17 protein-coding genes are annotated in these 13425 nt (G+C 63.2%); 3 read left to right on the top strand and 14 right to left on the bottom strand.

Translation table 11 applies throughout. The features are described 5' to 3' along the window. Positions 1-38: 38 nt before the first annotated feature. From JWR51_RS17930 to ftsE, 4 genes are all read right to left on the bottom strand, one after another. Complete coding sequence (locus JWR51_RS17930; protein WP_299750592.1) at positions 39-383, bottom strand: hypothetical protein; 345 nt, start codon at positions 381-383, stop codon at positions 39-41. 123 nt (positions 384-506) lie between these two features. Beyond that, a complete protein-coding gene (locus JWR51_RS17925; RefSeq protein ID WP_299750590.1) occupies positions 507-1313 on the bottom strand; it encodes a lysophospholipid acyltransferase family protein in 807 nt (268 codons plus the stop codon). Between the two features lie 157 nt (positions 1314-1470). After that, positions 1471-2409, bottom strand: a complete 939-nt coding sequence (locus tag JWR51_RS17920) for an ABC transporter permease (RefSeq protein WP_299750588.1) — start codon at positions 2407-2409, stop codon at positions 1471-1473. Then, positions 2402-3064: a cell division ATP-binding protein FtsE gene (ftsE, locus tag JWR51_RS17915; RefSeq protein WP_299725282.1), complete on the bottom strand. Its 663-nt coding sequence runs from the start codon at positions 3062-3064 to the stop codon at positions 2402-2404. Before ftsE ends, JWR51_RS17920 begins: the two co-directional genes overlap by 8 nt. Before the next feature lie 229 nt (positions 3065-3293). Here ftsE and JWR51_RS17910 point away from each other — a divergent pair, with 229 nt between their 5' ends. Further along, a complete protein-coding gene (locus tag JWR51_RS17910) occupies positions 3294-4148 on the top strand; it encodes a zinc-ribbon domain-containing protein (RefSeq protein ID WP_299750586.1) in 855 nt (284 codons plus the stop codon). Continuing rightward, positions 4148-4561, top strand: coding sequence for a response regulator (locus tag JWR51_RS17905; RefSeq protein ID WP_299750584.1), 414 nt, complete (start codon positions 4148-4150; stop codon positions 4559-4561). The genes JWR51_RS17910 and JWR51_RS17905 overlap by 1 nt, the downstream gene beginning before the upstream one ends. On the opposite strand, the gene JWR51_RS17900 is transcribed toward JWR51_RS17905, so the two are convergent. The 5 genes from JWR51_RS17900 to argH form a co-directional block, all read right to left on the bottom strand. Beyond that, positions 4558-5664, bottom strand: a complete 1107-nt coding sequence (locus JWR51_RS17900) for a winged helix DNA-binding domain-containing protein (RefSeq protein ID WP_299750582.1) — start codon at positions 5662-5664, stop codon at positions 4558-4560. The two genes, JWR51_RS17905 and JWR51_RS17900, sit on opposite strands and share 4 nt — an antisense overlap. Before the next feature lie 189 nt (positions 5665-5853). Further along, positions 5854-7113 carry a diaminopimelate decarboxylase gene (gene lysA, locus JWR51_RS17895; RefSeq protein WP_299750580.1) on the bottom strand — a complete coding sequence of 420 codons (1260 nt, stop codon included), beginning with the start codon at positions 7111-7113 and terminating at the stop codon, positions 5854-5856. Between the two features lie 183 nt (positions 7114-7296). After that, entirely contained in the window at positions 7297-8013 is a 717-nt protein-coding gene (locus JWR51_RS17890) for a gamma-glutamylcyclotransferase (RefSeq protein ID WP_299750578.1), read from the bottom strand. Further along, on the bottom strand, positions 8006-8722 hold the full coding sequence (locus JWR51_RS17885; protein ID WP_299750576.1) for a gamma-glutamylcyclotransferase: 717 nt from the start codon (positions 8720-8722) through the stop codon (positions 8006-8008). Before JWR51_RS17885 ends, JWR51_RS17890 begins: the two co-directional genes overlap by 8 nt. 27 nt (positions 8723-8749) lie before the next feature. Further along, a complete protein-coding gene (gene argH / locus JWR51_RS17880) occupies positions 8750-10198 on the bottom strand; it encodes an argininosuccinate lyase (RefSeq protein WP_299750574.1) in 1449 nt (482 codons plus the stop codon). A 22-nt stretch (positions 10199-10220) separates the two neighbouring features. Here argH and JWR51_RS17875 point away from each other — a divergent pair, with 22 nt between their 5' ends. Further along, positions 10221-10886, top strand: coding sequence for a TlpA disulfide reductase family protein (locus JWR51_RS17875; RefSeq protein ID WP_299750572.1), 666 nt, complete (start codon positions 10221-10223; stop codon positions 10884-10886). A 170-nt stretch (positions 10887-11056) separates the two neighbouring features. Here the strand turns inward: JWR51_RS17875 and JWR51_RS17870 are convergent, their stop codons facing one another. The 5 genes from JWR51_RS17870 to JWR51_RS17850 form a co-directional block, all read right to left on the bottom strand. Then, positions 11057-11278, bottom strand: coding sequence for a hypothetical protein (locus tag JWR51_RS17870; protein WP_299750570.1), 222 nt, complete (start codon positions 11276-11278; stop codon positions 11057-11059). A gap of 5 nt (positions 11279-11283) precedes the next feature. Next, positions 11284-11469, bottom strand: coding sequence for a hypothetical protein (locus JWR51_RS17865; protein WP_299750568.1), 186 nt, complete (start codon positions 11467-11469; stop codon positions 11284-11286). An 82-nt stretch (positions 11470-11551) separates the two neighbouring features. Beyond that, a complete protein-coding gene (locus JWR51_RS17860; protein ID WP_299750566.1) occupies positions 11552-12145 on the bottom strand; it encodes a cob(I)yrinic acid a,c-diamide adenosyltransferase in 594 nt (197 codons plus the stop codon). 100 nt (positions 12146-12245) lie between these two features. Beyond that, positions 12246-12446 (bottom strand): twin transmembrane helix small protein, encoded by a 201-nt coding sequence (locus JWR51_RS17855; RefSeq protein ID WP_299725222.1) that lies wholly within the window; start codon positions 12444-12446, stop codon positions 12246-12248. A 29-nt stretch (positions 12447-12475) separates the two neighbouring features. Beyond that, a complete protein-coding gene (locus JWR51_RS17850) occupies positions 12476-13375 on the bottom strand; it encodes a LysR family transcriptional regulator (protein WP_299750564.1) in 900 nt (299 codons plus the stop codon). Positions 13376-13425 lie beyond the last annotated feature (50 nt).

Raw genomic sequence — 13425 nt, 5'->3', positions numbered from 1 at the left:
CGGGAAGGGGAGACAGGGAATGAAGCTTAGAAACGGCTCTACGCCGCCGAGCGCTCCTGCACCGGTTCGGCGCCTTCGAGGTCCCAGATAGTGCTCAGCCGTTCGCTGTCGGCGCTGGGGGTGACGAGGCGGAAGACGCGATCGGCGCAGTCGAGCGCCAGGCGGAAGCGCGACCGGCTTAGCGGATCGCCAACGAGATCATGGGTCGAGCCGACCCAGAGCGCATTGCCGCCCTTGGCGATGAGATAAAGATCGTTCTCCGTCATGGCGAAACGATCGAGGCTTTCGCCCGCCAGCCCATAGGAGCGGCCGGACCGGCCCATCCAGGTGACGACGCGGGCAAAGCCGGATTGCTTAAGCCGCAGTTCGCTGAATGCCATCATTTCCCATCCCCTTCCGTCCCAGAAGAAGAACAAAACTAGAACAGATCGCAATGACCGTCAAGCGGTATTTCAATTGGTATCTATATCTATGGCGGCGTTCGGCTTCGGCGTCAATATATAGTGTCAGGCGGTCGCGGTGCGGGCCTGCTTGCGGGCATTGATGGCGGCGCCCAGCTTGGCGTCGATGGGCCGGTCGAGGCCCTTGTCAATCGCGCCCAGAATGAGCTTGTCCGATTCGGTCTCGATCGCGCCCTTGAGCCGTTCGAGAAACACGTCGGGGGCGAGACCCGCTTCGATAGCGGGCAGGAATTCCACTTCGCCCAGGCCCGGCCAGATGACGAGGCTGTTGCGGCCCCAGAACAGACCGGAATTGAGCGCTACCGGCACCACCGGCACCTTGAGTTCGGCGTAAAGGCGCGCAATGCCATACTTGTAATCGGCTGGCGCCAGGGGCGCCTTGCGGGTGCCTTCTGGGAAAATCACTATGCGGCAGCCGCGTTCGACCGCGGCGTGGGCCTGGCGCATCATTTCGGGCACTGCCTGGGCGCCCTTGCGGCGGTCCACTTCGATGCAATCGAGCGAGCGGGCGGCCCAGCCGAAGAAGGGAATACGCATCAATTCCTTCTTGACGATATAGGCGGGGCGCACGGCATGCGGGAAAATGGCGAACACGTCCCAGTCGCTCTGATGCTTGGCGGCGATGATGCAGCCACCGGGGGGGATGTTTTCCAGCCCCGACACTTTTGTGCGCATGCCGACCAAGCCATGCAGCATGGCCAAATTCGAGCGACACCAGTATTTGGCGAGCTCCCAGCCGAATGTGGTGCGCCCGGCGAACAGCGCGATGGTGCCGATGGTGACGGCGACCAAAATGGTCTGCCCGATAAACAGGACATAGAACAGCGCCGAACGGATAGCCTGGACGATCATGGGTTACGTCTCTCTCGCGGCTGGGCGCCGTTGCCTGCTCATAATCAAACAATACCGGCTTGGCTAGAAGCGCAGCTCAATGTGATGCCGGCGCTAAACACCAGTTTTCTGCTGTTTGCACCTGAATGTACAGAACGTACGTGACAGGCGCTCGGTGCTAGGAGGTCTGGGCGAGGAAGCGCCGCACCGTCAGGCGGGACGTGATCGCCGTCAGCGCCGCAATCACCGGAATGACGGCGGCGATGCCGATAATGCCATCAATGCCCAGCGCGAAGCGCCCGAATAGCACGCCGACCTGCGCACTGGCCTCGCTCGACAGCATATTGCCCGCGCCGGTGCCGACGATGAAGAAGAACAGGGTCGCCGCCAGTGCACCCAACAACCCGCCTTGCAGGCCGATGGACAAAAAGCGCCCCTGGAACTCCCCGGCAATGAATTTGTTGGACGCGCCGATATAGTGCAGCACGTCGACAATTTCGCGGTTTGATGCCATGGCGCCCCGAGTGGCGAAGATGATCGCCAAGACGGTGGCGACCCCGATCAGCCCCAGCACCATCAGGCCGGAGAGCACGATGGCGCCGGCCATGGTGTTGAGCTGCTGGCGCCAGGCGGCGTGGGTGTCCAGCGACGCGCCTTTGACGGCGGTCAGGTCGCGCGTGAGCTTGGCGATATCGGCATCGACCGGATCGCCCAGTTGGACCACCACCAGTCGCGGAATTTCGATGGCGCTGAGGTCGAGGCCCGCGCCGAGCCAGGGCTCGATCAGCTTCTGACTTTCCTCGACGGTTAGCGGACGCGCCGAGGCGACGCCGGGCGTCGCTTCGGCCAAGGCCACGGCGGTGCGCAGATTGCTTTCCATCACCTCGCCCTCGACCGGCCGGATCTGGATGGTGACTTCGCGGCCCACATCGGCGGACCAGGCGATTGCGGACTTTTGCACCAGCACCACGCCGCCCAGCGTAACGGCTGAGAGGAAGCTCATGATGGTGATCATCAGCAGCAGCGTTCGGCCGGCGACGCTGCGCTCGGGCACGATCGGGGCGGCGCCGCCACGGCGCGGCAGGATGGCTTTGAGCAGCCGCAAAATCTCAAGCATGGATCACCAGCTCGCCCTTGGACAGCAGCATGCGCGGATAGGAGAACTGGTCGAGCAACGGCAATTCGTGCGTAGCGAGGATTATGGTCATGCCCAGCGTGCGGTTGAGCTCGGCGAACAGGTGCACGAGGCGGCTCGACAGGTCGGGATCGACATTGCCGGTGGGCTCGTCGGCCAACAGCACTTTTGGGCGGGCGATGACGGCGCGCGCAATGGCGGCGCGTTGTTTTTCACCACCCGATAGCAGCGAGGGCAGCGCATTCATGCGCTCGCCCAGGCCAACCCATTCGAGCAGTTCGGTGACATTGGGGCGGTATTCGGCTTCGGGCTGGCCGAGCACGCGCAGCGGTAGAGCCACGTTTTCGAACGTGGTCAGATGGTCGAGCAGGCGGAATTCCTGGAACACGATGCCGATATGGCGGCGCATCTGCAGCAAGCGGTCCTGGTCGAGATGGGTCACGTCCTCGCCGAACATGGTGACGCGGCCGCGCGACGGCTTGAGCGACAGCAGCAGCAGGCGCAGCAGGCTGGTCTTGCCGGCGCCCGAGGGACCGGTCAGGAAATGGAACGAGCCGGGCTCAATGGAAAAGCTGAGGTCCCGGAGAATTTCGGGGCCATTGCCATAGCGCAGCCCGACATCGGAAAACTCGATCAATCCGTCAGGCTCCACGCTTGCCCCCTTGCGACGCGATCGGCCGTGAGGGCGAATCAATCGTCGGCGCCATCATAACAGGCGTTGGCGCCTGATGCCGCAGGCCCAGGCCAATGGCGCGCGAATACGGTGCAAATATGGTTCGGCAGCAGGAAGATGCCGTTGATTTCAAGAGTTTTAACCCCATCGCGCTAGGCTCGTTGCAGCGTCTTTTTCCCAACTCGTCTGACCCATGATCATTACCTGTCCACATTGCCAGACGCGCTACCAGGTCACCTATGAGGCGATCGGGTCGACGGGCCGCAAGGTGCAATGCGCGCATTGCCAGCAGGCCTGGTCGCAGAAGCCGCTCGATCCCGATGCCTTTGACGATGGCGACCCGCTGGTGCGCAATGTCGCTGAGGATGCGCTGGACGACGCCATGGCCACCGAAGAACGCCGGGTAGCAGCCGAATTGGCCGCGCAAGCGGCCCGGATCGAAGCGCCGCTCGACGCCGACGACGAGGCCGAGACCAAGGACGCGCCCAAACTCGATCCGGCCCTGATCCGTAAGCGCCAGCGGGCGTTCTTGCGCCGGCAGAATGCCATGGTGGCGAAACTGCCGATGGCGCGGCTGCGCCGGGTCGCGCGCGTCGCGGGCGCTGTCGTGCTGGTGGGCCTGCTCGCCGGCGGCTATTTCGGGCGCGTGCAGGTGGTCGAGCAATTTCCCGCCATGGCCGGCGTTTATGCGGCCGTTGGGCTCCCGGTCAATGTGATCGGTCTGGAATTCGATCGTTTGAGCACCCTGCGGACCCTGCGTGAAGGCAAGGAAGTCCTCGTGGTTTCGGCGCAGATCGTGGGGCTGCAAAAGGCTCCGGTGGTGGTGCCTGCCGTGGTGGTGACGCTGATCGACGGGGCGGGCAACGGCATCTATGAATGGAGCGTCACGCCCGACGTGCGTGACATGATGGCCGGAGAACGTGCTACATTTGAAACCCAGTTGCCGCTGCCACCAGTCGATGCGGTGAGCGTGCGGCTCAGCTTTACCGGCGGTGAATCGACGCGCAGTGCGGCGCCAGTCCAGCCTGCCGGTACGGGGGGACATTGATGGCCCGAATTCTGGTTGCCGAAGACGATGACTCGGTGCGCGCCTTTGTGATCAGTGCCCTCAAGATGAAGGGGCACGAAGTGGTGGCCGCCGAAGACGGTGGGCTGGCGGCCGAAATCATGGATGCGGAGCAGGGCCGGTTCGACCTGCTGCTATCCGATATCAAGATGCCGATCATGGACGGGATTGCGCTGGCGTTGACGGTGGCGGCCAGTTTTCCGCAGGTGATCATCGTGCTGATGACCGGCTTTGCCGACCAGCGCGAACAGGCGCACGGCCTGCACGAATTGATCTACGACGTGATCGTCAAGCCATTCACGCTGGCCGACCTGTTGAGCAAGGTGGATGACGCCTTGGCGGGGCGCCCGATCGAGATCGTGTCGCAGGGCCGGCAGGCGCAGGATCCGACTTAGTCCGCGACGGGCAGGACTGTGATGGTGATCGCAGCCGCCCCTTCGGTCAGGAACCCGGCCATGGCGTGGCCTTCCTTTTCGATTTCCGCCAGGTCGCGTTTCAGCAGTTTGCGGAACGGCGTTAGGGTCAGTTGCGCTGAATCCTTGCGCCGCGCCAATGACCATTTGCCCGCGATGAAGCCATCCACCGTGAAGGTCGACGGATAGCCGTTGACCAGCGGCATGCGGGCACGCGCCAGATCGGACTGGATGCGGCGGCGATCGGCAAAGCCCAGATAGACGTTGTCATACTCGGGCAGGAAACGGGGCGGAGCCGGAGTGTCGGCATCAGGGCGCGGTGCGTTCGGCAGATCGTAGAGCATGCGGCCATCTTCGGCGGTGAGGGTGATGAGTTGCTCGCGAACCGTCTCGAAGGCCGGTGCCAGCCGGGTCAGCCCGCACCAGTGCTGCATGTCGTTGACGCTGGCCGGGCCGAAGGCACCGAGATAGCGCAGCACCAGCGCCGGCAGGGCGATGGGCTCGGCGAGGCCCTGGCCGATCCAGTTTTCGATGCGGGTCAGCAGCGGCGGACCACCATGGCCCCAGATTCGGGTGGGCGGAATCTGCACCAGCGTCTCGGCGCCTTGCACGACCTGGGCCAGCACATAGGGATCGCTCTCGGGAAACTGTTCCAGCAGGCGCTTTCCCAAGTCGCCGGCAGTCATCGGTTGCTGGTTCAAAAGCTCGATCCCAAGGGCACGCACGGCGGCGCGGTCGGCCTTGATGGCACGGGCCTTGGCGACGGAACCAAAAGTGCGGTCCAGCACCGGCTGCAGCAGCGGGCGGAGGAGGCGCATATCCTCCACGGTGTGCAGGTGCAGCGTCGTGCGCATGGTGGTGGCACGCAGGAGGGTCTTGTCGGCGATGAGGGCAGTCAGCGCCGAAGGGGTGAGGTCGGACAAGCGGTTCCACAGGGCCTGATAGGGGCCATTGGTGGTCTGTGCCTGGAGGCCGAGGAGGAAAGCCACCGCATCAGGGATCGGCATATCCACCCGCTCCAGCATCATCTGCCGGGCCAGGGTGGCACGATTGAGTTCGCGGTCGGTGATGGGTTTGATGGTCATGGTGCCTCCTCGAATCAGAGACTATGGTGCGGCAGGCGACAAGGTGTGGCAGCATCCAGCCACGCCCTCGTGGTTCGAGGGTCGCTATGCTCCCGCCTCACCATGAGGACTACTGGTAAACCGCATTCCTCAGTAGCCCTCATGGTGAGGTGCGAGTTCTTACGAGCCTCGAACCACGAGGGCGTGCCACTAAATCCAATCGGGCACGCTATCGAGCGCCAACAGGTCGGCAATCGACTTGCGTGGGCGGATGACGTGGTAGCGCGGGCCGTCGACCAGCACTTCGGGGATCAGGGCGCGCGAATTGTAGGTCGAGGCCATCACCGCTCCATAGGCGCCAGCGCTCATCACGGCGAGCAGGTCGCCCTCCTTGACGCCCGGAATGGTGCGGGCCTTGGCGAGATAGTCGCCCGTCTCGCAGACCGGGCCAACGATATCGGCAGTGATCGGCGAGAGGTTGGAATGGTTGACCGGCTGGATATCGTGATAGGCCTCGTAGAGCGTGGGCCGGATCAAATCGTTCATCGCCGCATCGACGATGACGAAATTGGTGCCGCCCTCCTTCACATATTCGACCTTGGTGACGAGGATGCCGGCATTGCCGACCAATAGCCGGCCGGGCTCGATCACCAGCTTGCAGCCCAGCGAGCCAACCTTGTCGCGGATCACCTGCGCATAGGATTCCGGCGAGGGCGGCGCGGCATCGTTCTCGTCATAGGGAATGCCGAGCCCACCGCCGACATCGACATGCTCGATCGCATGGCCATCGCCGCGAAGCTGGCCGACCAGTTCGGCCATCAATTGGAATGCATCGCCGAACGGGCCCAGATCGGTGATCTGGCTGCCGATATGCATATCGACGCCAACGGCCTTCACATTGGCGAGGCCCGCAATGCGATTATAGACCTCGCGGGCACGGGCATAGGGAATGCCGAACTTGTTCTCGGCCTTGCCGGTGGAAATCTTGGCATGGGTCTTGGCATCGACATCGGGATTGATGCGGACCGAGACGCGGGCGACCTTGCCCATCGAGCCGGCGATCATGTCGAGGCGTTCGAGCTCAGGCTCGCTTTCGACGTTGAAGCAGTGGATGCCGACTTCAAGGCCCCGGCGCATTTCGGCGACAGTCTTGGCGACGCCGGAAAACACGATCATGTCCGGCTTGATGCCGGCGGCCAAAGCGCGTTCGAGTTCCCCGCCCGACACCACATCCGCACCGGCGCCTTCGCTGGCCATCAGCTTGAGCACGGCCTGGTTGGAATTGGCCTTCATCGCATAAGCCAGCAGAGTCGGGATGCCCTCGAACGCGGCTTTGACGACGCGGACATGGCGGCGCAGCGTGGCGCTGGAATAGACGTAGAACGGAGTGCCGACTTCGGCGGCCAATTCGTTCAGGTTGACGTCTTCGGCGAACAGCGTGCCGTCGCGATGCTGGAAATGGTGGACCAAGGCGTTTCCTCAGGAATTTCCCCACCCACGATGTGACCCCGGTGCAGGCCGGGGCCCATCCTGAGATCGTGGGATTGGCGTCATCTCAGGATGGGTTCCGGCCTGCGCCGGAATGACACCGAGAGTGTTGGATGTTTCGAGCAAGACCTCTAATGCAGAGGTTGGAGAAACGGAAGCCTTAGGTTAGCCAGTGCCATAAACCGCGTCGATCCGCTTGGCGACGAGGTCCTGCAATTGCCACAGGTGCGGATCGTGGATGCCCAGGTCTTCCAGATGGCGAACGGTGGCGAACAGGTATTCGGCCATCGAGCCGCGCGAACCCACGGCGGTGGCGAGCACGTCGGCGATCTGCTCCACCGAAAGCCCCGAGACATAGCGACCGCTATTGCGATCAATGCAAAACGTCAGCGCGCGGATGCTGCGTTCGCCGCTTTGCACGGTGACCCAACGCGGCGGAAATGGCGAGGGCCGCCAGCCCATTTCGCGTTCCAGTAGCTTGACCAGATTGTCTTCCACCGCATTGGCGGGGATGCGGTAAAGCACGCCCTTGCAGGCGCCGCCGCGATCCAGCGCCAGCATCAGGCCGGGATTTTCGTCGCTGCCGCGGAAGCGATTGTTCCAACCCAGGCAGAACGCGCGGTGCCAGCCGCGCACCAGGCCCGTGCGCAATTCCACGAAGTCGCAGGCCGGCTTCCAGATCAGCGATCCATAGGCGAAGAACCAGACTTCGCTGGTTTCGGGTTCCTCCGTCATCAGGCTGGCAATGGTGGCGAGGTGATCCTCCCGCGTCGCCTGGATCATGCCGGCGGGCGGCGGGGGCATTTCGTCGGCGATGGCCGGCGGTTGCAGGAACGCGACGTGACGTTCGGTCAGCGCCATCGGGCGGCCGGGCTTAGGCATCGGGACGCACTCCCAGCCGCGCCGCATCGATACGGTCGGCAACCAGCCCCTGCAGGCGCCACAAATAGCTGTCGTGGATCCCCAGTTCTTCCAGCTTGAGCACAGTGGCATGCAGATATTCGGCCATCGAGCCCTTGAAGCCGCAGGCTTTTGCGAGCACATCGGCGGTGGCTTCGGGCGTGAGGCCGCCGATATAGCGCGGGCTGTTGCGGTCCATGGCGAAGGTTAGCGCGCAAACCGGACCGGCTTCGGTTTTCACCGTGATCCAGCGGCCCGGAAAGGCCGTGGGTACCATGCTCATCTCGCGGCGGATCAGCACGTCGAGATGTGCTCGGGCGGTGTCGGGCGCGAGGCGATGCACCACGCCCTTGCACTGGCCGCCGCGATCGATCGCCATCATCAGTCCGGGCGTCTGCTGGTTGCCGCGAAAGCGGAAATCCCAGCCCAGCGTGAACGAACGGTGCCAGCCATGCGCCAAAGCGGTGCGCTGTTCGGTGAAGGGGTAGCAGGGGTTCCAGATCAGCGAGCCATAGCCGAACACCCAGAGGTCGCCCGGCGTCGGCGCAATGGCCAGCAGCCGGTCGATCTCGGCGTCGTAATCGGCGTCTTGGGCGGGGCGAAACCCCTCCAATAGCGACGGCCCCGGATCGGGGATATCGCGATGCACATGGGCAATGTGGTCCGGGGTCAGACGCAGGCGAGTTTGCATGCACCCAACATCAGGCCGAGCAGGAAATTATTCAACCCCGCCATCGCCATGGCCGCCATGCTTCTTTTTGCCGAGCGGACGCGGTTCATGCGGCGTGCCGGTCAGCAGCGTCTTCCAGCGTGCCGCCTGGATCAGCACATTGGCTGGTGCTGTGCCGCCATAGCTCTGGCGCGCCGCGACCGAGGCCTCAACCGTCAGCACTTTGTGGATGCGCGAATCGATGCGCTGGTCGACGAACTTGAAGTCCTCGATGGTGAGGCCTTCCAGCCCGCAGCCCTTCTGCTCGGCGAGCGCAACGATCTGGCCGGTGACGTGATGGGCGTCGCGGAACGGCATATTGACCTCGCGCACCAGCCAATCGGCGATATCGGTGGCGGTGGAAAAACCGGCGCTGGCGGAGGTGCGCATCCGCTCGCGGTTGGCGGTCAGGTCCTTGACCATGCCGGTCATGGCGGCCAGTGCTAGCGACAAAGAATCCAGCGCGTCGAAGGCGACCTCCTTGTCTTCCTGCATGTCCTTGGAATAGGCCAGCGGCAGGCCCTTCATGACGATCAGCAGCGATGTCAGCGCGCCGACGATGCGGCCGACCTTGGCGCGCACCAGTTCGGCGGCGTCCGGATTGCGCTTCTGCGGCATGATCGAGGAGCCGGTGGTGAACTTGTCGCTGAGCTTGATGAAGCCGAACTGGGCCGAGGACCAGATCACCATTTCCTCGGCGAACCGGCTCAGATGCATGGAGCAGATCGAGGCGGCGGCCAGGGTTTCGAGGATGAAATCGCGGTCGGAGACGGCGTCAAGCGAATTGGCGGTCGGCCGGTCGAAGCCGAGCTTTTCGGCCGTCATATGCCGGTCAATGGGGTAGGGGGTGCCGGCCAAGGCCGCCGAGCCGAGCGGGCTTTCATTGAGCCGCGCACGGGCGTCCTGCAACCGACCGGCGTCACGGCCGAGCATTTCCACATAGGCCAGCAGATGGTGGCCAAAGGTCACCGGCTGGGCGCTTTGCAGATGGGTGAAGCCCGGCATGATGGTTTCGGCTTCGTCTTCGGCGCGGCTGACCAAAGCCAGTTGCAGGTCTTTGACCTGCACCAGCAGCGTATCGATGGTGTCGCGGACATAGAGCTTGAAATCGGTCGCCACCTGATCGTTGCGCGAGCGCGCGGTGTGGAGGCGCCCGGCGGCATCGCCGATCTTTTCGCGCAGGCGGCTTTCGACATTCATGTGAATGTCCTCAAGCGCACGCGAGAACGTGAAGGCGCCGGTCTCGATCTCGTCGAGCACCTCGGTTAGACCCGCTATGATGGCGTCGCGATCTTCCTGCGTCAGAATGCCCGTTTGCGCCAACATGGTGGCATGGGCAATCGACCCGGCGATATCCTGGCGGTACAAGCGCTGGTCGAAACCGATCGACGAATTGATTTCTTCCATGATGGCATCGGGGCCGGTGCTGAACCGTCCGCCCCACATCTTGTTGCTCATCATCTGATCCTTGGGACTTGAAATGACCGATATAAACGCGCCCCGCCCCGGAGCTTCCAACCGCATCAGGCTGCTGATCGTGCTGGGGGTTGCCGTGTTGGCGGTAGCTATAGCGGCGTGGGTTTTGCTAGGCAATGGCGCGGCGGCCAAGGAATGCCCGGTGCAGAAGGACGCGGCGCTGGATATCGACTTCGCCTCGGTGGGCGAATTGGCCGGGCTCAACCCGACCGGCGAAGGGCGCGGCTATTCAACGCTGGCGTTCAAGGACGCGACCGGCAAGCCGATGGATATCGCCGATTTCAAGGGCAAAGGGCTGCTGGTCAATTTCTGGGCAAGCTGGTGCGTACCCTGCCGCGAGGAAATGCCGGCGCTGGACGAGTTGGCCGCTAAGTACAATTCGGACGACTTTATGGTGCTGCCGATTAATCTGGATATCGGCGAGGACGGGCTGGGCAAGGCCAAGGCATTCCTTGAGGATAACAAGTTCGCCCATTTGCCGCTTTATGCCGACAACACTTTTGCGGCGTTCGACCGGCTGAAGCAGGAGGCGGTGACTGTGGGATTGCCGGCGAGTTTGATCCTAGATGCGAGCGGGTGCGAGCTGGCAGTGCTGCAAGGGCCGGCGGAGTGGAATACGCCGGATGGTTATGCGGTGATCGATGCGTTGGTGAAGTTGGTGAAGGGGTAAGGGCGGCGGCGCCTACGTTTGGGGCACAGCATAAGCAACCACCGGCCCTTCCCGCGGACTTGATCCGCGGGCCTCTCGCCGCTTGTGCCGTGTTGAGAGTGGCCCGCGGGTCAAGCCCGCGGGAAGAAAGCCAGGGTGCTCAATCGACCGAGCGGCCCCTCCGCAGAAACTTAAATCAGCCGATCCACAGCCGCACCGCTATCCACCACCGGTGCTTCGCCCTTGCCATCGGGGCTCACAGCGGCGCTTTGCGCGATCTGCTCCTGCACGGCGGTTTCCAGCTTGGCACGCAGCAATGCGACCTTGGCAAGTTCGGCGCCGGGCGGAGTGGCCAGCCGATCGACGATGCGGTTGATCATCACGGGCGGGCTGATGCCGAGTGCGTTACTCATGGCGATCAGGCGTGCTTGTCGACCCGGGTGCCCTGGCCGGTCGGCGGCGGTGCCGACTGGACGGCGTCGGCGACCAGGTTTGCCACACTCGCCTCGGCCTCAACGGCCTTCTTGAGCACCGCAGTTTGTACGTTGCCCGGCCCGACTGCGGCCCGTGACGTGGACAATTGCGTGCTGAGATCGGAATCCATTGATGCCTCCCTTTGGGAACTTCATGGCCCTAACCTAATGATGGCGCGTAAACAAAGGCTTCGGCGATAGATGCAATTGCAATCAATCGCCTTTTTTTAGGTCGCCATAGTTACCGGGCACCCAGAGCACATCCTTTTCGCCATTGTTATTGGCGACGCGCCCGAGCACGAACAGCAGGTCCGACAGGCGATTGAGGTAGCGGATCGCCTCGGGGCTGACATCGGGTTCGACGCTGGCCAGTTCCACCACGATGCGCTCGGCGCGGCGGGTGACGGTGCGCGCCACATGCAGCGCCGACGCCAGGGGCGTGCCGCCGGGCAGCACGAAGCTCTTGAGGGGGGTCAGGGCCTCGTTGAAATGATCGATCTGGGTTTCGATCCACAGCGTCTGGACGGCGGTGACCCGGAGTGACTTGGGGGCATCTGGATCGTCCTCGCCGGGCGTGGCAAGGTCGGAGCCGACATCGAACAGGTCGTTCTGGATACGGCCCAGCATCATGTCGATCTTGGGCATCGAGCCGGTACCGAGCCGGGCCTGGCCGATGCAGGCGTTGGCCTCGTCCACGGTGCCATAAGCCTCGACGCGCAGATCGAACTTTTGGCGGCGCGGCCCACGGACCAGGCCGGTGGTGCCGTCGTCGCCGGTGCGGGTGTAAATCCGATTGAGTTTTACCATCTAGAGCGTCCTTGCCGATTTCATCGGCAACGCCGATCTAGCTGTCTGTTTGAGCATGATCTGATCCAAAAACCGTGTCCCACTTTTTGGGATCATGCTTTTAGTGTTTTGGTCCGCCAAAGAAGAACAATGCGCCAAGCAGCAGCACGAGGGCCACGGCCTGGGCGATAACGCGCAGGCGCATCAGGCGCTGGCTGGTATTGCTGGAGCCGCCCTTGGCCATGTTCCACAGTCCCATGCCCAAAACGCCCACGACGAAGAGTAGCACGATGGCGATTAGGATATTGACTGCGGTTTCCATGATGTCCTGCCTGGGTGCGGGCTAAGGCCCTAGTCGATTGGCGCGTTGATATAGCCAATCAGCCCCTCCGCCAATGCGTCATAAATGGCACGAATCCGGTGGCTGGTGAACAGTTCCTTATGGGTCGTCAACCAGACTTGAAGCGGCGGGATGGCAAGATCGAAGCCCAGGGCCACCATGCCGGGCGTACGGTCGATCAGGGATTTCTGGGCGAAGCCAATGCCCAGCCCGGCGCGCAGCAGTTCCCACATCTGGGTCTGGCTATCGGTGCGCAGCACGAACTGGTCGCGCCGCAATGGGAGGCCGATGTGGTTGGCGTGGGAAATGATCAGGTCGGAGCGATCGAAGCCGATCATGTCGTGGTCATAAAGCTCGCTCGGTTTGGTCGGTATGCCGCGCCGGGCCAGGTAGTTCTCATGGGCGCAGGTGAGCACCGGAATTTCGCCGAGCTTTTTGGCCACCAGTTCCAATTGCGTCGGGCGGAACATGCGGATGGCGATATCGGCTTCGCGCAGTAGCAGGTTTTCGGCGGCGTCCGAGGGCACCGTCTCCACGGCGATTGCCGGATAGCGCTCGCGGATCGGCAGCAGCAGCGTCGGCAGCACGTAATTTGACACCACGGTGCTGGCGGTGATGCGCACGGTGCCGGAGAATTCGGCCTGGGCGCTTTCGGCCAGGATTGCCGCCTGCGCCAAAGCGGTTTCGGCAGCGGCGACAGGTTCGTAAAGGCGCAAGGCGGCCGGGTTGGCCTTGAGGCCGCTCAGGGTGCGTTCGAACAGGGAAAGGTCGAGCGCTTGCTCCAGCGCTTCGATATGGCGGCCCAGCGTCGGTTGCGACAGGCCTAGTTCGCGGGCGGCAGCGGAGAGGGAGCCATGCTTGACCACGGCGGAGAAGCTGCGCCACAGCGACCAGTCGGGCTCTCTATTCATTTTTGAAGGCCGATCAAACGAAAACAGCGAATGGTTCGACATTAATGCAT

This window comes from Devosia sp., assembly GCF_028290625.1.
Classification (GTDB): Bacteria; Pseudomonadota; Alphaproteobacteria; order Rhizobiales; family Devosiaceae; genus Devosia.
Note: the sequence above shows the minus strand (reverse complement) of the source record. Positions and strands in the feature narration are given on the sequence as shown.

Excerpts from the sequence above, each read along its gene's own strand:
- JWR51_RS17930 (WP_299750592.1), bottom strand. The coding sequence starts at position 383 with ATGATGGCATTCAGCGAACTGCGGCTTAAGCAATCCGGCTTTGCCCGC.
- JWR51_RS17925 (WP_299750590.1), bottom strand. The coding sequence starts at position 1,313 with ATGATCGTCCAGGCTATCCGTTCGGCGCTGTTCTATGTCCTGTTTATC.
- JWR51_RS17920 (WP_299750588.1), bottom strand. The coding sequence starts at position 2,409 with ATGCTTGAGATTTTGCGGCTGCTCAAAGCCATCCTGCCGCGCCGTGGC.
- JWR51_RS17910 (WP_299750586.1), top strand. The coding sequence starts at position 3,294 with ATGATCATTACCTGTCCACATTGCCAGACGCGCTACCAGGTCACCTAT.
- JWR51_RS17905 (WP_299750584.1), top strand. The coding sequence starts at position 4,148 with ATGGCCCGAATTCTGGTTGCCGAAGACGATGACTCGGTGCGCGCCTTT.
- JWR51_RS17900 (WP_299750582.1), bottom strand. The coding sequence starts at position 5,664 with ATGACCATCAAACCCATCACCGACCGCGAACTCAATCGTGCCACCCTG.
- JWR51_RS17890 (WP_299750578.1), bottom strand. The coding sequence starts at position 8,013 with ATGCCTAAGCCCGGCCGCCCGATGGCGCTGACCGAACGTCACGTCGCG.
- JWR51_RS17885 (WP_299750576.1), bottom strand. The coding sequence starts at position 8,722 with ATGCAAACTCGCCTGCGTCTGACCCCGGACCACATTGCCCATGTGCAT.
- argH (WP_299750574.1), bottom strand. The coding sequence starts at position 10,198 with ATGAGCAACAAGATGTGGGGCGGACGGTTCAGCACCGGCCCCGATGCC.
- JWR51_RS17875 (WP_299750572.1), top strand. The coding sequence starts at position 10,221 with ATGACCGATATAAACGCGCCCCGCCCCGGAGCTTCCAACCGCATCAGG.
- JWR51_RS17870 (WP_299750570.1), bottom strand. The coding sequence starts at position 11,278 with ATGAGTAACGCACTCGGCATCAGCCCGCCCGTGATGATCAACCGCATC.
- JWR51_RS17865 (WP_299750568.1), bottom strand. The coding sequence starts at position 11,469 with ATGGATTCCGATCTCAGCACGCAATTGTCCACGTCACGGGCCGCAGTC.
- JWR51_RS17860 (WP_299750566.1), bottom strand. The coding sequence starts at position 12,145 with ATGGTAAAACTCAATCGGATTTACACCCGCACCGGCGACGACGGCACC.
- JWR51_RS17855 (WP_299725222.1), bottom strand. The coding sequence starts at position 12,446 with ATGGAAACCGCAGTCAATATCCTAATCGCCATCGTGCTACTCTTCGTC.
- JWR51_RS17850 (WP_299750564.1), bottom strand. The coding sequence starts at position 13,375 with ATGAATAGAGAGCCCGACTGGTCGCTGTGGCGCAGCTTCTCCGCCGTG.